23 protein-coding genes are annotated in these 18,389 nt (G+C 64.5%); 15 read left to right on the forward strand and 8 right to left on the reverse strand.

Annotated features, from left to right (window positions below):
• Positions 1-70: 70 nt before the first annotated feature.
• From CH339_RS01715 to CH339_RS01730, 4 genes are read left to right on the forward strand one after another with little or no spacing between them, the layout of a single operon-like run.
• A complete protein-coding gene (locus CH339_RS01715; protein WP_111432550.1) occupies positions 71-1,159 on the forward strand; it encodes an ABC transporter ATP-binding protein in 1,089 nt (362 codons plus the stop codon).
• 11 nt (positions 1,160-1,170) lie between these two features.
• A complete protein-coding gene (locus tag CH339_RS01720; RefSeq protein ID WP_111432551.1) occupies positions 1,171-1,818 on the forward strand; it encodes a hypothetical protein in 648 nt (215 codons plus the stop codon).
• A 51-nt stretch (positions 1,819-1,869) separates the two neighbouring features.
• Positions 1,870-3,423 carry an FGGY-family carbohydrate kinase gene (locus CH339_RS01725; RefSeq protein WP_111432552.1) on the forward strand — a complete coding sequence of 518 codons (1,554 nt, stop codon included), beginning with the start codon at positions 1,870-1,872 and terminating at the stop codon, positions 3,421-3,423.
• Positions 3,424-3,453: 30 nt separating this feature from the next.
• Positions 3,454-4,008, forward strand: a complete 555-nt coding sequence (locus CH339_RS01730) for a VOC family protein (RefSeq protein ID WP_201240859.1) — start codon at positions 3,454-3,456, stop codon at positions 4,006-4,008.
• Between the two features lie 170 nt (positions 4,009-4,178).
• On the opposite strand, the gene CH339_RS01735 is transcribed toward CH339_RS01730, so the two are convergent.
• Together CH339_RS01735 and CH339_RS01740 are read right to left on the reverse strand one after the other, a co-directional pair.
• On the reverse strand, positions 4,179-5,252 hold the full coding sequence (locus tag CH339_RS01735; protein ID WP_111432645.1) for an AI-2E family transporter: 1,074 nt from the start codon (positions 5,250-5,252) through the stop codon (positions 4,179-4,181).
• Positions 5,253-5,443: 191 nt separating this feature from the next.
• Positions 5,444-7,078: a CHASE domain-containing protein gene (locus tag CH339_RS01740; protein WP_170138357.1), complete on the reverse strand. Its 1,635-nt coding sequence runs from the start codon at positions 7,076-7,078 to the stop codon at positions 5,444-5,446.
• Between the two features lie 249 nt (positions 7,079-7,327).
• On the opposite strand from CH339_RS01740, the gene CH339_RS01745 reads away from it, so the two are divergent.
• The gene (locus CH339_RS01745; RefSeq protein WP_111432555.1) at positions 7,328-7,525 is read left to right on the forward strand and encodes a CsbD family protein; all 198 of its coding nucleotides are present in this window, start codon (positions 7,328-7,330) and stop codon (positions 7,523-7,525) included.
• A gap of 220 nt (positions 7,526-7,745) precedes the next feature.
• On the opposite strand, the gene CH339_RS01750 is transcribed toward CH339_RS01745, so the two are convergent.
• On the reverse strand, positions 7,746-7,910 hold the full coding sequence (locus CH339_RS01750; protein ID WP_111432556.1) for a DUF1328 domain-containing protein: 165 nt from the start codon (positions 7,908-7,910) through the stop codon (positions 7,746-7,748).
• Between the two features lie 123 nt (positions 7,911-8,033).
• Positions 8,034-8,828: a response regulator gene (locus CH339_RS01755; RefSeq protein WP_111432646.1), complete on the reverse strand. Its 795-nt coding sequence runs from the start codon at positions 8,826-8,828 to the stop codon at positions 8,034-8,036.
• A gap of 156 nt (positions 8,829-8,984) precedes the next feature.
• Here CH339_RS01755 and CH339_RS01760 point away from each other — a divergent pair, with 156 nt between their 5' ends.
• Both CH339_RS01760 and CH339_RS01765 read left to right on the forward strand, forming a co-directional pair.
• Positions 8,985-9,185, forward strand: a complete 201-nt coding sequence (locus tag CH339_RS01760) for a NepR family anti-sigma factor (protein WP_111432557.1) — start codon at positions 8,985-8,987, stop codon at positions 9,183-9,185.
• A gap of 7 nt (positions 9,186-9,192) precedes the next feature.
• Complete coding sequence (locus tag CH339_RS01765) at positions 9,193-9,756, forward strand: RNA polymerase sigma factor (protein ID WP_111432558.1); 564 nt, start codon at positions 9,193-9,195, stop codon at positions 9,754-9,756.
• Here CH339_RS01765 and CH339_RS01770 read toward each other — a convergent pair.
• Positions 9,722-10,186 (reverse strand): hypothetical protein, encoded by a 465-nt coding sequence (locus CH339_RS01770; protein WP_146610094.1) that lies wholly within the window; start codon positions 10,184-10,186, stop codon positions 9,722-9,724. The two genes, CH339_RS01765 and CH339_RS01770, sit on opposite strands and share 35 nt — an antisense overlap.
• 180 nt (positions 10,187-10,366) lie before the next feature.
• On the opposite strand from CH339_RS01770, the gene CH339_RS01775 reads away from it, so the two are divergent.
• The 3 genes from CH339_RS01775 to CH339_RS01785 are packed head-to-tail and all read left to right on the forward strand — an operon-like array spanning position 10,367 to position 13,470.
• The gene (locus CH339_RS01775; RefSeq protein WP_111432560.1) at positions 10,367-11,119 is read left to right on the forward strand and encodes a Crp/Fnr family transcriptional regulator; all 753 of its coding nucleotides are present in this window, start codon (positions 10,367-10,369) and stop codon (positions 11,117-11,119) included.
• A 36-nt stretch (positions 11,120-11,155) separates the two neighbouring features.
• Positions 11,156-12,130, forward strand: a complete 975-nt coding sequence (locus CH339_RS01780) for a diacylglycerol/lipid kinase family protein (RefSeq protein WP_111432647.1) — start codon at positions 11,156-11,158, stop codon at positions 12,128-12,130.
• The gene (locus CH339_RS01785; protein WP_170138358.1) at positions 12,127-13,470 is read left to right on the forward strand and encodes a DUF2254 domain-containing protein; all 1,344 of its coding nucleotides are present in this window, start codon (positions 12,127-12,129) and stop codon (positions 13,468-13,470) included. Before CH339_RS01780 ends, CH339_RS01785 begins: the two co-directional genes overlap by 4 nt.
• A 98-nt stretch (positions 13,471-13,568) precedes the next feature.
• Here CH339_RS01785 and CH339_RS01790 read toward each other — a convergent pair whose 3' ends face one another.
• The 3 genes from CH339_RS01790 to CH339_RS01800 are packed head-to-tail and all read right to left on the reverse strand — an operon-like array spanning position 13,569 to position 14,627.
• Positions 13,569-13,814, reverse strand: coding sequence for a hypothetical protein (locus tag CH339_RS01790; protein ID WP_111432562.1), 246 nt, complete (start codon positions 13,812-13,814; stop codon positions 13,569-13,571).
• A gap of 38 nt (positions 13,815-13,852) precedes the next feature.
• Entirely contained in the window at positions 13,853-14,278 is a 426-nt protein-coding gene (locus CH339_RS01795; RefSeq protein WP_111432563.1) for a hypothetical protein, read from the reverse strand.
• Between the two features lie 16 nt (positions 14,279-14,294).
• Positions 14,295-14,627: an ElaB/YgaM/YqjD family protein gene (locus CH339_RS01800; RefSeq protein ID WP_111432564.1), complete on the reverse strand. Its 333-nt coding sequence runs from the start codon at positions 14,625-14,627 to the stop codon at positions 14,295-14,297.
• 149 nt (positions 14,628-14,776) lie between these two features.
• Between CH339_RS01800 and CH339_RS01805 the strand changes: the two genes are divergently transcribed.
• The 5 genes from CH339_RS01805 to CH339_RS01820 all read left to right on the forward strand — a co-directional run bounded on the left by CH339_RS01805 (position 14,777) and on the right by CH339_RS01820 (position 18,285).
• Complete coding sequence (locus tag CH339_RS01805) at positions 14,777-15,037, forward strand: DUF7218 family protein (RefSeq protein WP_111432565.1); 261 nt, start codon at positions 14,777-14,779, stop codon at positions 15,035-15,037.
• A 59-nt stretch (positions 15,038-15,096) separates the two neighbouring features.
• Entirely contained in the window at positions 15,097-16,017 is a 921-nt protein-coding gene (locus tag CH339_RS01810) for a mechanosensitive ion channel family protein (RefSeq protein WP_111432566.1), read from the forward strand.
• 327 nt (positions 16,018-16,344) lie between these two features.
• Positions 16,345-17,859 (forward strand): sensor histidine kinase, encoded by a 1,515-nt coding sequence (locus tag CH339_RS01815; protein ID WP_111432567.1) that lies wholly within the window; start codon positions 16,345-16,347, stop codon positions 17,857-17,859.
• Positions 17,860-17,945: 86 nt separating this feature from the next.
• Complete coding sequence (locus CH339_RS24510; RefSeq protein ID WP_170138360.1) at positions 17,946-18,116, forward strand: hypothetical protein; 171 nt, start codon at positions 17,946-17,948, stop codon at positions 18,114-18,116.
• Between the two features lie 10 nt (positions 18,117-18,126).
• On the forward strand, positions 18,127-18,285 hold the full coding sequence (locus CH339_RS01820; RefSeq protein WP_111432568.1) for a DUF3309 family protein: 159 nt from the start codon (positions 18,127-18,129) through the stop codon (positions 18,283-18,285).
• The last annotated feature ends 104 nt before the right edge of the window (positions 18,286-18,389 follow it).

The raw sequence follows: 18,389 nt of genomic DNA on the forward strand, positions 1-18,389 counted from the left end.
CCGAAGAATAACCCTCCGGAGAAACGCTGCCGGCAAACCCGGCCAAGACCCAAGTAAAGGCACAACTGCAATGGTCGCAATCAGCATAGAAAACGTCTGGAAGTACTACGGCGAGACCGTGGCCGTTCAGGACCTCAACCTGGAATGCCGGGACGGCGAGTTCGTCTGCGTCCTCGGTCCGTCCGGCTGCGGCAAGTCCTCCACCATGCGGATGCTGGCCGGCCTGGAGCACATTTCGGCAGGCCAGATCCTGTTCGGCGACAAGCGCATCAACGAGCTCGCGCCGAAGGACCGCGACATTGCCATGGTGTTCGAGAATTACGCCCTCTATCCGCACAAGACCGTCGCGGAGAACATGGCCAATCCCTTGCGCATGGCCGGCGTCGACAAGGCGACCGTGACGAAGAAGGTGCTTGACGCCGCAAAGCTCCTGGAGATCGACCACCTGCTCGACCGCAAGCCGGTGGAGCTCAGCGGCGGCCAGAAGCAGCGCGTCGCCATCGGTCGCGTCATCGTCCGCCAGCCCGCCGTCTATCTCTTCGACGAGCCCATCGCCCATCTCGACGCCAAGCTGCGCGCCCGCATGCGCACCGAGCTGAAGCATTTGCAGCAGCACCAGGGCGTCACCACGGTCTATGTCACCCACGACCAGCTCGAGGCGCTGTCCATGGCCGACCGCATCGCGGTCATGCATGACGGCGTGTTGCAGCAGTTCGGAACGCCGGCGGAGATCTACAGCAACCCGGTCAACACCTGGGTCGCCGGCTTCGTCGGCGAGCCGACCATGAACCTGATCCTCACCGAGGTCGCCACCGAGGCCGACCGGCCGAAGCTCACCCACAAGGGCTTCACCATCGACCTTGATGGCCAGCTCGGCGAGGCGGCCCTGCGCGGCAACGAAAAGGCCCTGCGCTTCGGCATCCGGCCGGAGAACCTGAAGGTCTCGCTGGAAAGGTCGCCCGGCGCCATCGAGGGCACGGTCTATACCCGCCAGCTCCTCGGCAGCGACCTTCTGGTCGAGGTGGAAACCGGCAACGATCACTTCCGGGTCCGCACCTCGCCGGCCTTCGAGGGCGAGGTCGACCGGCCCTGCTACATCTCCTACGACCTCGGCCACGCGCATCTCTTCTCCGCCGAGACCGGCCAGTCGATCGTCTGAAGAGCGATGCCATGAACCCGCACGGAAACGGCGCAGCGTCCGCGGGGGGACGCCGGGGAAACGGAACGGGCGACGGTCTCGCCCGGGCCGTTGCGCTGTTCCACCACGTGCGCCGCTTCACCTATCTCTCCGACGGCGTGCGCGACCCGAAGATCGTCGCTGCCCGCCGCGCCGGCGCCTGCACCGGCAAGCATCTCGCGTTGCGCGAACTGCTGCGCCAGGAGGGATTTTCGGCCGGGGTCGAAACGGTGGAGGGCGATTTCGCCGCCGCCATCCCGATTTCCGGGACGATGGCGCCGGACCTGCAATCGATGATCGCCGAGGCCGGCGTCATCGACTTCCACAACATCGTCCGGCTCGACTGGAAAGGCCGCTCGATGGCGCTCGACGCCACCTGGAACGACGCGCTCATCCCCTACGGTTTTCCGGTCAACGACGACTGGACCGGCAGCGGCGACACCGAGCTGGCGCTCGTCCCGGTGCGCAGCCACGGCCTCGTCGAGGACGTCATCGCCTTCAAGGAGGAAAGCCTGGCGCGCCTGTCGCGCGAGGACCGCATCCGCCGGGGCCGTTTTCTCAGTCTGCTGAGCGACTGGATCGCCGCGCTCGAAGCACCCCGCTCCACGCCACCCGAAGGAGGCACCGGAGCCAATAACTAAAAGAACGACCTGAAAAAGAAGCAAAAAAAGACATGGATCGAAAGGGAGGCCATGACCAAAGCTTTCATAGGGATTGACGCCGGAACGACGGGTTGCACCGTCATGATTTTCGATGAGGCGGGGAGGGCCCTCGGCCACGGCTACAAGGAGTACCCCTGTTCATCCCCCCATCCGGGCTGGAGCGAGCAGGACCTCGGCGCCGTCTGGAACGGCATCTGCGATGCCAGCCGCCAGGCGGTGGCTGAGGCGAACCTGCCGGACGAGGCCTACGAGTCCGTCGGCCTCTCCAGCCAGCGCGGCACCGTCTGCCTGCTCGACGACAGGAAGCGGCCGCTGGCGCCGAGCATCGTCTGGAACGACGCCCGCGCCACCGAGAACGCGGAGGAGTTCGCCCGGCACATCTCGCCGGAGGAGCATCACGACCACACGGGCATGCAGCTCAGCCCGCTGTGGACGGCCTCCAAGATCGCCTGGCTGCGCGACCGCCAGCCGGAACTCTTCAACGAAATCGCCTGGTTCGCCAACGGCCAGGAATATTTCCTCCACATGCTCGGCGCGGAAAAGTGGGAGACCGATCCGGCCTCGCTGACCCTCAACGGCATGATGGAGATATCGAAGCTCGACTGGTCGGACCGCATCCTGGACCTGTGCGGCATCACCCGCGACCGCCTGCCGCCGGTCGGCATTCCGACCGGCTTCGTCGGCACGGTGTCGAAGGAGGCTTCCGAGGCGACCGGCATCCCGGCCGGCGTCAAGCTCTGCCGCGGTGCCGGCGACCAGCAATGCGCCGCCGTCGGCGCTGGCGTCATCAAGCAGGGCCTTGCCGAATTCACCGTCGGCACAGCCGCCGTGATGGTCGCCCATCTGGACTCGCTCGACCGCATTCAGGGCAAGAACCTGTGGTGGGGCGGCCACGGCGTGCCGCACCACTGGAACATCGAGGGCGCGGCCTTTGCGCTGGGCGCCTGCCTCAAATGGTGGCGCGACACCCTCGGCTCCGACGAGATCAATCTCGGCCGCGACAGCGGCACCAGCCCGTTCGCCGTCATGGTCGACGAGGCGGGCAGGGCCAAGCCCGGCGCCGGCGGGCTCCTGTTCCACTCGTTCCTGACCAGCCAGGTGACGCCCTACTATGATGCGGCTGCGCGCGGCGGCTTCCTTGGCCTCGGCCTGCACCACTCCCGCCAGGACATGCTGCGGGCGCTGCTGGAAGGCTGTGCCAACGAGATGCGCATGGTCGTCGATGCCTTCGACAGCGACATCGCCGGCGGCATCTCCGAATTGCGGCTCACCGGCGGCGGCACCAAGAGCCCCGGCTTCGTGCAGATCATGTCGGACATCTTCCAGCGCCCGGTGCACGTCACCTGGGAGCGGGAATGCACGGTACTCGGCGCGGCCATCCTCGGGGCGGTCGGCGCCGGCGCCTTTGCCGATGTCGACGAGGCGGTCGGGGCCATGGTGCACATCGAGCGCGACTTCGAGCCGAACAACAACCTCGCCGGCCTCTACGACGATCAGCATCAGGTCTATCGCGGCTTCTACGAAGCGATGGCCAATGGCGGCGCCTACAAGAAGCACGCCGTCTTTTCCGAAAAGCACTTCTAGAAACAACAGACAAGACGAGGAGACACCCCCATGGCTATGCCCGGAATGCGCGGAATGGAGCACATCGGCTTCACCGTCCCCGACATCGACGAGGCCTGCACTTTCTTTGAGGAGATTCTCGGCGCCGAGACGCTCTATACGGCCGCGACCAACTTCCGCGTCGACGACAGCGACTGGATGTTCGAGCACCTGAACGTCGACCCGCGCTGCGTCATCACCGAGTTCCGCTACATGCGCGTCGGCAACGGCACCAACCTGGAGGTCTTCCAGTACGAGGCGCCGGACCAGGCCAAACAGCCGCCCAAGAACAGCGACATCGGCGGCCACCACCTCGCCTTCTATGTCGACGACATGGACGCCGCCATCGCCTTCCTGAAGGAAAAGGGCGTCAAGGTGCTCGGCGATCCGACCTCCTACGAGGACGGTCCCAATCTCGGCCTCACCTGGTGCTACTTCATGGCGCCCTGGGGCCAGCAGCTCGAAATCGTCTCGGCGCCGAAGGGCACCGTCTACGACAACGAGGCAAAGACGTCCGGCAAGACCCGGCTGTTCCACCCGGGCAAGGTCGCCGAGACGACGATCTGATCCTCATCGGTCGGGGCGTTGGTAGAGCCGATGCCCCGGCCACAATTCCTCATCTCTTCCTGCAGGATTGCCGGTCCGCCTGTCTCCCTGGCATGCGGGCCGGCGATCGATCCCGAAAACTTGACGGCACCGCCTGCCAGCGCGGTGCCTTTTTTCGTGCCGCAAACGCGTCAGGCGCGCATCGGCAGGATGTTGTTGAGAAGGGCATAGAGGATCAGCAGCATCGGCACGGCGATGATGCCGCCGATCAGTCCCCACAGCCACAGCCAGAAGACGATGGACAGGAACACGACGAAGGGGTTCAGCGTCAGGTTCCGGCCGATGACATGCGGCGTGACGAACTGGGACTCGATCAGGTTGAGGCCGAGGAAGATCGCCGGCGGCAGCAGGATCTCCGCCCCCTGGAAGGTGGCGAGGCCGACCAGGAACAAAAGTACGGCCATGAGCGCCGGGCCGACATAGATGACGTAGTTGAGCACGGTCGCGAGCACGCCCCACAAAAGCGGCGAGGGCACGCCGGCAGCCCACAACAGCAGGGAGAGCATGGCGCCGAGGCCGAGATTGATGAGCGTGATGGAAACGAGATAGCTGGACACGTAGCGTTCCGCATCCCGGAACACCCGGGCGACGCGCCAGCGCAGGCGCCGGCTGACGCACATGGTCAGCACCGCGGCCCGGAACCGGTCGCGGGTCGCCAGGAAGAAATACATGCTGGCCAGGAAGGTGATGATCTGCGCCAGGATCGCCGGTGCGATGATCGCCGCTTCGGTCATCGGGGCGCCGTCGTCGACGGTGACGGTCATCGCCGTATCGCCGCCCATGGCCTCGCGCAACTGCTCCTGGGCACTCGAAATCGCCGAGAAAAGACCCTGCCAGTCGCGAAGTTCGCTCTGAAGCCGCGCCCAGATCGCCGGCAACTGGTCGATCCAGGACGACAGCGGCACGGCAAAGGCGAGCACCGAGGCAAAGATCAGCGTGACGAAGCCGAAGACGATTGCCGCCGCGGAAATGGCCACCGGAATGCCGCGGCGCTCCAGCCAGGTGGCCGGCGGGCCGAGCATCAGGCCGAGAACGACGGCGAGCGCCACCGGCGCGAGGATCATCTTGGCGAAATGCAAGGCGCCGACGAGCGCCACGAACCCCAGAAAGATGGTGGCGACGCGGGCGGCGTCGGTCGCGACGGAGGTAACCGCCGACTGTCCCGGCCGTCGGACCGGTGTGGGGCTCGGCGTCGGATATGTCATGAGGGTCCTGGCTTTGTGAAGCATGTCGCCCAAAGTCGACAACCGGTTTTGGGAGGCATGCGCGAAAACGACCGACCTCGGCGCGGTGCGTCACGGCTGTGAGCGCAACACGCTTTAGGCGTGATGCCCATCAACGCACCGGCAGACGGGAAAGTTCCGCCGCGAACGCGGCGGCCAGCGCGCTGTCGCCGCTACTTCCTGTCGGCGGCGGTGATCGCCTTTCTCGGCACGGAGATGATGATGGTCAGGCCCGTGTCGCCGTAGATCCGTTCGATCGAGCCGCCCAGTTCGCCGCGGATGTTGGCGTCGATCAGCTTCGTGCCGAATCCGGCGGACTGGGGTTCCGTCACCGGCGCACCGCGTTCGGCCCATTCCAGCACCAGGGTGGCCTCGCCGATGCCGGAAAGCGTCCAGGCGATCGCCAGTTCGCCGCCGTCGTCGGACATGCCGCCATATTTCATGGCGTTGGTGGCCAGCTCGTGGAAGGTCAGTCCGAAGGCCTGGGTGGCCGTTTCGTTGAGATCGACCGGGGGACCCTTGATCAGGTCTTCCTCGATGTCGTCGCCGAACACCTGGGCGAGCTCGGTGACCAGGAGCTCGCGCAGATCCGTATGCTGCCAGTGGGTGCGGGTGAGCACGTCCTGGGCCGTCGCCATCGCCTGCAGCCGGGCGGTGAACGACTTGGTGAACTCGTCGAGGGTGTCCGAACTCGCCGCCGTCTGCCGGGAGATCGCCATCATCCGCGCGATCGAGTTCTTGATCCGGTGCTTCATCTCCTGAAGCATCAGGTCCTTTTCCTGCAGGGTTTTTTCCGACAGCCGGTGCAGCGCCCGGGCCGCGGCCAGCGCCTTGCGCTGCGAATGCATGGCGATCGCCAGCGTCGCGGCCAGCAGCAACGAGACCATAAGCACCGCGAGCGGCACGATATTGGCGGTGATGAAGCCCGGCTCGACCGCGCGGCGGAACTCGTAGACCCATGTGCGCCCGGCAATGCCGATCTCGCGCTGCGCCGCGAACCCTCCGTCGTTGCGGGCCGTCTCGTAGCCCTCGGAGCGGAAATAGACGAGGTCCGGGTCGGCCTTGTCGTAGGATTTCATCAGCAACGGCGTTGCCGGCATCCGCCTGAGCACGGCGGTGTGGAAGTCGCCGGCCCGGAACGGGGCATAGATGAAGCCGTCATAGGGCAAGGTGCTGGAGGCGCGCCCGCTCGGCGGCGCCGTCTTGCCGGCAAAGGGAAGATAGACCAGAAAGCCGTTCTGTTTGTGCGAGGTGATTTCCTGAACCAGTTCGACGGGTCCGCTGGCCGTCGGCTCCTGGGTCAGCATGGCCGTGTCCATCGCCTGGCGCCGCACCTTTTCGCTGAACATGTCGAAGCCGAGCGCGCTCTTGTTGCGCGCATCTTCCGGCTCCAGAAGCACGATCGGGGTGCGGACCGGCTGCTTGGTCTCCGGCCAGACCTTGACGTCGACACCGTAGCCGTTGCGGATCTCTGACTCGGCCTGAATCTCGTCCCCGGTCGCGATCAGGCGTGCGAATCCGATGCCCTGGATGCCGTCATAGCGGCCGTCGATCTCCAGATCCTCGACATAGGAGTGAAAGGCCGAGCGGCCGATGCGGCCGTTCATGGCTTCGAAGAACGAGGCCGTGCCCCTGAGCAGCGACAGGTGCTGGTCGAGGCGGGCGACGATCCGGTCGACGATGTCGTCGGCGGTCGCTTCGGTCCTCAATTCCCGGGCGACCGTGTTGGAGCGGTGCATCGTAACCGCCATCGCAGCGCCGATGGTGGCGACGACCAGGAAAACGAGAATTGGCAGTAATCGGTACACGAGCCTGATCCGTGATGGCCCCCCGCCAGGCTCCATTATGCTATGGGGGAGAAAGGCGCAACGGCTTTTTATCGAGATTCAAGCTGTGCGGTAAGAAAGATTCTATACGTGCTCCGGTGGTCACGGAGGTGCTGCCGGTCCCCGAAAATTTTGCGCGATGACGTCGCAAACGGATGGAACAGCACCCGGGCCGATCGCGTTTGCCTCTCATAGAAAACGGCAGCTCTGCCGTAACGAGAGGAGACCGAAATGAACTGGAATCAGATCGAAGGCAATTGGGAACAATTCAAGGGCAAGGTGCAGTCGCAGTGGGGCAAGCTCTCCGGCGACGACCTCGACGTCGTGGCGGGCAACCGCAAGGAGCTCGCCGGCAAGATCCAGGAGCGCTACGGCAAGGCGCAGGAAGACGCCGAGCGTGAGATCGACGAATGGCTCTCCCGGCACTGACCTGACGACGGCTTGATTAAGAAACCGGGTGCGGAGCGTCGCACCCGGTTTTTTTGTGCGCTTTTGCCACCGACCTTGTGCCCGCATGACTAACGATAGGTAGGGGCAGGGGAGGGGCTGCGCCTGCAAACCGTCCATACGAAAACCGGCCCGCGCCGGGAAGGCGAGGACCGGTTGCCGTATTCCGTTGCCAGGCCCGAGGGCCGCGTCAGGCGGGACGTTATCCGCGACGCAGCAGGCCCATGACCAGCGAAACTACCAGGAACAGCAAGAACACGAAGAAGATGATCTTCGCAATACCCGCCGAGGCGCCCGCGATGCCGCCAAAACCGAGGGCGGCGGCAATAAGAGCAATGACCAGGAACAAGAGCGCATAGTAAAGCATGAGTCGATCTCCGTTTTCTGTACCTGCACCCAAACGGATGATCCGTCGCTTTGGTTCCGTGATTCCCGGAATCAATTTGAATATCTGCCGGCAACGGCGGCGTCACCGCCGCTTCGTGCCAGGTCAGGCGGCTTCCCCGGCCGTCTCGTTGAAGAACAACGCCTGGCTGATCAGCGCCTTCACCATGTCGGGATTGAACGGCTTGGTGACAAGGAAGGTCGGCTCCGGCCGCTCGCCGGTCAAAAGCCGCTCCGGGAAGGCGGTGATGAAGATGACCGGCACGGCGCTCGTCTTCAGGATGTCGTTGACCGCATCGATGCCGGAACTGCCGTCGGCGAGCTGGATGTCGGCCAGCACCATCTTCGGCTGCGTCGCATTATAGAGGTCGACCGCCTCGCCATGGGTGCGGGCGATGCCGGTGACCGTGTGGCCGAGGCTTTCAACCATCTGTTCGATATCCATGGCGATCAGCGGCTCGTCCTCGATGATCATGATGTCGGTCGCTACCTGGCGCGAGATCTCTGAGGAAGCCTCTTCCAGCAGCGTGCCCATGTCATCGTCCGGCACGCCGAGGATCGTCGCCGCCTCCGACGGGGTGAACTCCTCAACGGCAACGAGCAGGAAGGCCTGGCGCGCCACCGGTGGGATCGCCATCAGGTTGGCGGCCGCGCGCTGCTCCCAGGCAAAAGGCGATTCCACGGGCGGAACGTCGATCGAGGCGGAACCAAACAGCCTTGTGAACAGTTGAAACAGCGATACCCTGTCGCTCTGGGTCTCGGGAAACAGCGAAACGTCGGCGATCAGGGCTTCCAGCGTTGCCGCCACATAGGCATCGCCCGAGGTCTGGGAACCGGTGACGGCGCGGGCGTATCTCCGCAGGTGCGGAAGGTGCGCGGCGATACGGGTGGAAAGGGACATTTGGACATGCTCCATTACTCGTGAGGGTGTTCCAGTCGGCTCAAAAACGCATGACCGGAAAAAAAGTTCCGAGGTCACGGAACTTTTCGCCTTCGGATGAATTACGCTAGCGGAACCGTGAATGCGTACCAAGTCACAACGGACAAACGTGCTTTGATGATCGACGACAACAAAGGCTTCACGCCGCGAGGCGGCGCCCGCAGGGCCAGGACCAACGATCCCAACGAGGCGATCAGCCGGCAGCTCAAATCGCTGTACAGCTCCCTCGAGCAGGAACAGATCCCCGACCGTTTTCTCGACCTTCTCGAGCAACTGGATGAGGCCGAGAAGGCCGCATCCGGCAAACGCGGAAGCTGATCCTCACATGGACAACGTCTCTCCCGACTTCAAGCGTGAGATGCTCGCGCTGTTGCCGAGTTTGCGCGCTTTTGCGATCTCGCTGACGGGCCGACACGACCGTGCCGACGATCTCGTCCAGGACACCATCGTGAAGGCCTGGGCCAAGCACGAGAGCTTCGAGCCCGGCACCAACATGAAGGCCTGGCTGTTCACCATCCTGCGCAACGACTTCTACAGCCAGATGCGCAAGAAGGGCCGTGAGATCCAGGACCCCGACAACGCCTTCACCGAGCGCATGGCCACGCACCCCGAGCAGCACGGCCGGCTCGACATGGAGGATTTCAAGAAGGCCCTCGAGAAGTTGCCCGAGGACCAGCGTGAGGCGATCATCCTCACCGGCGCCTCCGGCTTCGGCTACGAGGAAGCGGCCGAGATCTGCGGCTGCGCCGTCGGGACCATCAAGAGCCGCGTGAGCCGTGCCCGCGTGCGCCTACTGGAATTGATGCAGATCGACGGCGACTCCGATTTCGGACCGGACCCCCACGAAGCCGCGGTTACCGCATCGATCCATTCGACCCAGTCCCGTTGACGGGTCCGGCGACGCCGCCCGCGTCCTGTTTCAGCCTCGCCGCAAGATTGAACGACAGCGACGCGCCGACCGCGTCCTCGAACAGGCGCACGTCATAGGGCTTGCCGACGACCGGAATGCCGGGAAACCCCGGCACACCGCCGAGGAACGAGTCGTGCGTCGTCGTGAACATGAGATGGGCGGCGACGTCGTGCAAATCGCCGACATCGTTCATTTCCTGGCTTTCCGGCAGCCCGGTGTCGTAGACGACGAGTTCGTAGTGTCGCGGGCCGTTGCCGTCGAACGCGTGTTCCTTGAGATGCTCGGCCAATGCGGTAGGGTTGAGGATGGTGACAGCCATGCCAAACGTTTCCGTCAGCAGGCGCTCCGTCTCCAATGCCACGATGTAGTCGGAGTCGACTACCAGGGCCTGGGGGCTACTGTGTTGCATTAAAGGGCCTTTCTGAAACGGACAGGTTGATCCTTCTGATCAGGTTGCTCCCATTCTCAGGGAAAGTACGGAACGCGTCATTTAAATAAGACATATACACATCAATTGGGCACAAAGCGGGACCGGAACAGGCTGGCCGTTGGTGCGTTTGACAACAGGCACGCGAAACGAGTGAGTTAGGTGGAAAAAATCAATTCCGGGCCAAAGCGCACGCACTGCATTGACTGCCCGTTGCGGCGGAAGAGCCATTTTCGGGACCTCAACGAAGAGGAACTCGCATTCGTCGATGGCTTCAAGGTCGGCGAGTTGTCGGCGGATCCGGGGGCGACGATCTTCTCCCAGGGCACCAACAGCGCGCATATCTACACCATTTTGGATGGTGCCGCCTTCCGCTTCAAGATCCTTGAAGACGGACGGCGTCAGATTCTTAATTATGTGTTTCCCGGCGACATGGTCGGCCTGCAGAGCTTCCTGATGGGGGAGATGCAGTATTCCGTGGAGTCCCTGTCCAATCTGCGCCTGTGCGTCTTCGAGCGCGGCCGGATGATGACGCTGTTCGAAAAGCACCCCTCGCTCGCCTATGACGTGACGTGGCTGGCCGCCCGCGAGGAACGCATGCTCGACGAGAACCTGCTCAGCGTCGGCCGGCGCACGGCCCTGGAACGCATCGCCTATTTCCTTGCCTTCCTGTATCGCCGGGCGATGGCCGTGGGTCTGGCCGACGGCACGAGGCTGGACCTGCCGATCACCCAGCGCCACGTTGCCGACACCCTCGGCCTGTCGCTGGTCCACACCAACAAGACGCTGCGCCGCCTTACCGATCGCGGCCTTGCGCGCTGGCGTGACAGTAGCTGCGAGGTGCTCGATCCCGACGGCCTGCAGGAACTCGCCGGCTGGGAAGGCCTCTCCGACACGCCGCGCCCCTTTATCTGACGGCTGCGAGCCGCCTCGAACGAAAGACGACGGCCGATGCGCATCAAGGCGCTCCTCAATCGCGACAGCGGTACCCTGCGCAACCTCGACATTGCGGGGCTGTGCCAGCGGCTCGGCGAGCGTTTCGGTGCCAACGGCCACGAGATCGACTGCAATATCGTCCGGGGCAGGGACCTCGCCCGGGCGCTCGAGAGGGCGGCCGGAGACGATGCCGTGGAGGCGATCGCGGTCGCCGGCGGCGACGGCACCATATCCAGTGCCGCCGGCCTGTGCTGGCGGGCGGGAAAGACGCTGGTCGTGCTGCCCGGCGGCACCATGAACATGTACGCCCGCACCCTCGGCCTGCCCATGGACATCTTCGCCGCGGTCGATGCGATCGCCGCCGGAACGGTGGTGGGCGCCGACATCGCAACGGCCAACGGCCGGCCCTTCGTGCACCAGTTCTCCGTCGGCCTGCACCCCCGGCTGGTGCGTATACGTAACCGGCTCGCCTACAACAGCCGGTTCGGCAAGATCATCGCCAGCGCCCGCGCCCTCGGCGCCGCGATCGCGCGGCCGCCGGCGCTGCCGGCGACCATCGAGACCGACGGCGGCAAGCGCCACGAGGTCTTCAGCCTGCTCGGCGTCTCCAACAACCGCTTCGGCGAGGGGCATCTGCCCTACGCCGACACGCTCGACGAGGGCCTCCTCGGCATTTACTGGGCCAGGGTCCTCAATCGCCGCGACGGCTTCCGCCTCACCAAGGACGCCGTTCTCGGCACCTGGAGCACGAATCCCGACGTCACCGTGGAGCATTCCCGCCAGGTGCGGCTGCATTTCGATCCGACGCGCCGCCAGCCGAAATGCGTCATCGACGGAGAGCTTTTGAGCCTGGAGGAAAGCGTCGACATCTGCATGCATGCCGGCGAACTTTCGGTCATGAAGCCGGCCGAGATCGTGCGCTCCGTCCTCGATGCCGTCATTCCCGGCCGCACCGCGACGGACCCGGCACAGCCGGAACCCGCGCCATGATCACCCTTCCGAGCCTGCGCAAACCGTTCGTGGTGCTGTTGACGATCCCGGTCGGCACGGCGCTGACCATCGGGTCGCTGCCGTTCGTCATCGTCTATCTGGAGGACCTCTTCGGGGTCGGCGACGTCGCCTTTCAGACCTTTCCCTTCGATACCCAGAGCGCCCGCACGGTGCTGTCGGTGATCGCCACCGGCGCCATGTCGGCGCTGAGCCTTGCCTATTCGCTGGTGCTGGTGGTGTTCACGCTGGCCGCCGGCAATATCGGGCCGCGGCTCCTGAAGCGTTTCACCACCGACTGGGTCAACCAGATCACCGCCGGCATTCTCGGCGGTACCTTCCTTTATGCGGTGATCTCGCTGATCTTCGTCAGCGAGGATTTCATGCCGCGGATCACCATCTCGGTCGGGGTCCTGCTCGCCGCCGCCTCGGTCGTCCAGCTCATCTATTTCGTGCGCCATGTCGCCCGCAGCATTTCCATCGACGACGAGATCGCCGAGATCAGCAACCGGCTGACCGAGGCTTTGAAGAGCCTGGTCGCTGCCGCGTCCAGGGAGCAGAAGGGCCGCAAGAAGCAGGACATGGACCGCGAACGCTCGACCGCGGATATCGCCTCACCCCGGTCCGGCTATATCGGCGTCACCGATATGGAAGTGGTGATCGACTTTGCCACCGCCCACGACCTCGTCGTCGAGTTCGCCTTGCCCCATGGCGCCTTCATCCTCAAGGATCAGACCCTTGCGACCGTCACCGGTCCGCTCGACGAGGGCGACGAGGAGGCGTTCCTGAAGCTGATCACTATCGAGCCGTCCCGCTCGGAGGTGGCCCCGGTGCAGTTTTCCATCAAGCTTCTGGTCGAGATCGCCCTGCGCGCCCTGTCGCCCGGCATCAACGATTCCTATACCGCGGTCGCCTGCGTCGACAGCCTGACGAGCGCCTTTGCCACCGTCGCTGACGAAGGCATCAACATGGCCGTGCACTGGGACAAGGAGGGCAATGCGCGCGTCGTCCTGCCGGGGCTCGGCCTGAAGGAACTGGTCGGCAGTGCCTTCCATCCGATCCGCCGCGCCGCCGGCGGCAACATCCTGATGGCCCAGAGCCTGGCCTATTCCCTGTCGCGGCTGCACCATGCCGGCGGCGAGGAAATGCAAGGGATCGTGGAGAACCATCTGAGCCTGTTGTTCGCCCAGATCCGCGCCGCCGACCTCGTCGAAGACGACATCAAGAGCGTCGTGGAAATGTTGCCCGGCGAACTCACCCGCGTCGTGGAGGCCGGCGAGGAGGATGCGACCGGCGAGGTCGCTGCGGATACGGCCGAAGACGAGCCGGCACCGACCGCCTGAATGTCGGGCCGGGACCCCAGAGGTCCTCTCGACGATAAAAAAAGCGGCGACCGCGCGAGGCGGCCGCCGCTTTTTTTGACGAGGCACTCTTCCCGGCGTCAGAGCGTTGCCGCACCTTCGTCCTCGATGGAGGCCACGTCGATGCCGAGATTTTCCAGCGCCTGCTCATAGGCCATGAGATCGTTGTTGAGGCCGTCGTCGCCGACCATCGGGCTTTCCGTGGCGGCGCGCTGGCGGGCGCGGGCATCGAAATAGAGCGTCTTGATCTTCCGGATCATCTGCTCGCGGCTGAGCGAAGTGTCATTCAGCACGCTGTCGATAGTCTGTTCGGCTTGGGTCGCCATGTGTCATGTCCTCCTTCTATCGGAACGGGCCGGCCGGCTCAGTCGTCCCCGTCGTCGCTATTGTTGAGGGCGAAATAGGCGAGCGCACCGAGCGCGGCGGTGATGAGCAGCGGCTTGGAGCGCATCAGGCTCGGCGCCACCGACGCCAGGGCAAGCAACTGCATGCGGCGGGCGGCGTTGCGCCGCGCCGCCATCCGCTTCTGTCGCCGGTTGACGAGGGCCATTACGATCAGCGCCAGGATGGCGACGAGTGCCGTCGCTCCGGCGATCAGCAATGCCGCGTCCAGACCGCTGCCGACGGCGTCGGCCAGCAATTGGTAAACGACCACCATGACGAAGGCATAGGCGGTCAGGAGAAGAACGGCGGCGATCGCATAGACAATGGCGGACCGCTTCGCGCGGTCCACCATCGAGCCGACGTCCTGGGATGCCAGCGAAGCCGCTGTCCCGATCAGTCTGTACATGTGGTCTCAGCGAGGCTTATCGGCGGGCCAGCATGGCGACGAGAAAGCCGACACCGGCTGCGATGCCGAGTGCGGCGAACGGGTTCTTGCGCACTTTGCGGCCGACCTGGCGTTCGATCTCCTCCAGCTGGTCGGTCAGTGCGGTGAGCGCATCCTCTGCGCCGGCGCTGATTTCCTCGGCCTTGCCGCGGGCGCGCTTCTTGAAGTCCCGGGCCTTGGCGTCGCCCATGCCGCGCATGGTGTGGGCGAGCTCGGTGATGTCGGTGCGAAGCTGGCGAATCTGCTCGTCGAGTTCGGCGGCGCTCGGGCCGTCGGTCTTGCCGTTGCCGGTCGGGGTGGCGGTGGCCATGTCGAAATCTCCTTGTTGAACGTGGAACGCTCTTGTGCCGGCATAACGGCCATCTGCACGGATTGTTCCATCACATCGACGTGGTTCGGCGATCCGTTGGAACCCATTGCCGGGTTCTTCGTTGCAAACGAAGGAATGGAGTGCCTGACATGCCGAAAAACGACAATCCGAGCATCAAGAACGAAGAGGTCTACGAGGCCCTGCGCGACAAGGGAGCGTCCAAGGAAAAGGCGGCCCGCATCGCCAATGCCCAGGCCTCTCCCTCCCAGCACCCTTCCAGAAAGGGCGGCAAGGCGCCGCCATATGAGGAGTGGACGAAGGACGAGCTCTATGAGCGCGCGCAGGAGCTGGACATTGACGGCCGGTCCGACATGTCCAAGAGCGAACTGATCGACGCCCTTCGCCGCTGAACCCGACCCGTTTTCGCCGGACGCCTCCCGGCCGTTGCAACACAATAACGAGGATGTGAATGGAAGAGCAGCTTATCGACGTGGAAGTGCCCGCCGCCGTCACGACGGCCGTCGGCACCGTCAACAGGATGGTCGAGGGCTTTTTCGCCATGCTGCCGCAGATCGCCATCGCCATCGTCCTGTTCCTCATGATGGTGGTGATCGCGAGCGTCGCGCGGGCGCTGGCCAAGAGGCTCGTCTCGGCCCGTGCGCCGGCGGGCGTCGGCATCGCCATCGGCCGCATCGTCCATGTGGCGGTGATCTTTTTCGGGCTGCTCGTCGCCGTTGCCGTCATTGCGCCGAGCGTCGGCGCCGCCGAATTGCTGCAGATCCTCGGCGTCGGCTCGGTCGCCATCGGGTTTGCCTTCCGCGACATCCTGCAGAACTTCCTCGCCGGCCTCCTGATCCTGCTGCGCCAACCCTTTTCGATCGGCGACTGGGTGCAGTTCGGGGACCATTCCGGCCTGGTGACCGAAATCTCCACCCGCTCGACCTGGATCCGCACCTTCAACGGCCGCGACGTGTCGATCCCCAATGGCGAGATCTTCACCAATCCGATCATGATCATGACCCGCGATCCGGTGATGCGCAGCGACTATGTCTTCGGCATCAGCTACGACGCCGACATCGACCGGGCGCTGGAGGTCATCCTCGGCACGGTCAAGTCCTTCGACGCGGTGATCGGGGACCCGCCCCCCGATGCCGGCGTGTCGGACCTCGCCGACTCCTCCGTCAACATCCAGGCCCGCTGGTGGACCAAGGTCGCCGACGCCTATTTCACCCGCATGGAAATCCTCGCCGCCGTCAAGAAGGCCCTCGACGAGGCCGGCATCGACATCCCCTATCCCCATCGCCGTCTGGTGGTCGACGAATACGCCCTCAACAAGGTCTCGGAGCGTTCCGAACCGGGCGACAAAGGCCTTGTGGCGGCCAATGGATAAAGAAAGTTGGTCAAGCGTCCAAAAAAATGGTCGATCCTGGAACCGCGAGCGGATACATGCGTTTGGTTCCTGGAATTTACGTCGGAGTATCCGGCCGAAGATCGTGACGGTTGAACCCGCAAGGTCAGGATTCGTGGCGCGCCATGCGGCCACGGGTTCGCGGGTCGCCGGAAAATGAGAAGGAAAACGCCAGCGTAGCGAGACGTCGAAGCGTGATCGGCGACCCGGCGGCAGAGAACGTGCCGCCGAAAAGTCGCCGCTGGGGGAGCGGGACGAGACCCCGGAACGCAAGCGTTATCTTCGACCGCCCCAACAAGGTGCCCGGAATTGCGGAATCTTCCCGACCACGTTCGCAAAATCGTCGACGACGAGAGCCGGTTGCAGGTGCTGTCGCAGTTCGTTCTGCGCAGCCAGCGGCCCGATCCCGATTTCGACACCATTACGCGGATCGTCGCCGAAGAGTTCGACGTTCCGATCGCCTTCATCTGCATGATCGATCGAGAGCGCCCCTGGCTGCAGTCGGCGATCGGCATCGACCTTGCCGAAGGGCCGATCGGCATGGCGCTCAGCGCCTACACCATCGCGCTTGAGGCCGGTGAGACCTTCATCGTCACCGACGCGACCCGCGATCCCCGCTTCGCCGCCCATCCCCACGTCTCCGACGGCCCGCGCATCCGCTTCTTCGCCGGCGCGCCGATCACCATCGAGGGACGCAATGTCGGCGTCATCGGCCTGATCGACAACGTCGCCCGCACGATGCCGGAGGCCGACCAGCTCCAGAACTTGGTCCGCTTCGCCAAGCTCGCCGGCTCGCTCTTCACCCTCAAGGAGGCGGCACGCGGCCGCAAGTCGTCCGACCGGGCCCTGTCGCGTGCCCGCACCCGCCACTCGCTCGCCTTCCGGGCCGCCAACATTGCTTCCTGGAGCTGGGACATCCGCACCGACGTCGTCGATTGCGACGTCGCCATGCGCCAGATGTTCGAACTCCCCCGCGAGGAGGTGGTGACCGGCGCCAAGCTGCTGGAGCGCATCGACCGCAATTGCCAGCACACCATCCGGCGCAATCTCAAGCGGGCGATCCGCGAGAATGTCGACTGGTCGTCCGAATTCCACGTCACGTCCACCGATCGCTGGCTGCTGGGCCTCGGCCGCATCTACGAACGGGCCGAGAACGGCGATCCGCTGTCGGCCCTTGGCGTCGTCGTCGACATCACCAAGACCAAGGAATCGGAGCAAAAAACGCGCCTTCTGCTGAAGGAGCTCAATCACCGGGTGAAGAACACGCTGGCAATCCTGCAATCCCTTGCCAGCCAGACCCTGCGCCGGTCAGAAAGCGCGGCCGATTTCACCATGTCCTTTTCCGGACGTTTGCAGGCGATCGCCGCGGCGCACACGCTGCTGTCGGACCAGGAATGGGGCGACGTCGGCGTCTTTGCCCTGTTGCGCGGCCAGATGGCGCCCTACGCGGTCTCGCTCGACGAGGATGTCGTCATCCATGGCGATGACGTCTCGCTCGGCCCCGACGAGGCGCTCGGCCTCGGTCTCGTCATCCACGAGCTTGCGACCAACGCGGCCAAATACGGCGCGCTGTCGGTCGACGGCGGCACCGTCGACATAGCCGTTTCCGCCGAGGCGAGAGAGACCGGGACCGATGTGGTGATCGATTGGACGGAAACGGGCGGCCCGCCCGTCTCGCCTCCGGAGCGGAAAGGCTTCGGCACCACGCTGATCACCCGCAGCCTCGACAAGATCGTCGGCAGCGACGTTGCGCTGGACTTCGCACCCGAGGGTCTGAGGGTCCGCATGCGCTTTCCCGTCAGCCGCAAGGACCTCGGCGCATAGGGCAATTGCCCGTAACGCGTTTCGAGGCGGAACCAATCTTCCTTTCCGACGTTTGATAGCCAGTCAGACCGACGGAAAGGCAGAACATGCGTCAGGCATTTCATTCGACACCAGTATCATTGATGCCGGCCTCGGTCGGCGCGCGTGCCGCGGTCCGCATGGCCCGTGAGGAGCACGCCGAGCGTATTGCGACCACGCTGGTCGTTGCGACGGCCTTCGCCATGGCGTCGGCCCTCAACCTTCTGATCCTGTTGTGAGGAAAGACCCATGACCGTCTCCACGATCATTCTGATTATCCTGATCCTGCTTCTGGTCGGCGCCCTGCCGACCTGGCCCCACGCCCGCACCTGGGGCTACGGACCGTCGGGCATCCTCGGCACCATCCTCGTCATCCTGCTGATCCTGATGCTGTTGGGACGGTTGTAGGACGAAGGCGCCGCCGTCGCCCACGGCGGCGCGGGCTCGGCACGTCGGGCCAGGACCAGGGCGAGAAGAAAATTCAAAAACGACCGCGGATCATTCTGCGGTCG

It is taken from the genome of Rhodobium orientis (assembly GCF_003258835.1).
GTDB classification, from domain to species: Bacteria; Pseudomonadota; Alphaproteobacteria; order Rhizobiales; family Rhodobiaceae; genus Rhodobium; species Rhodobium orientis.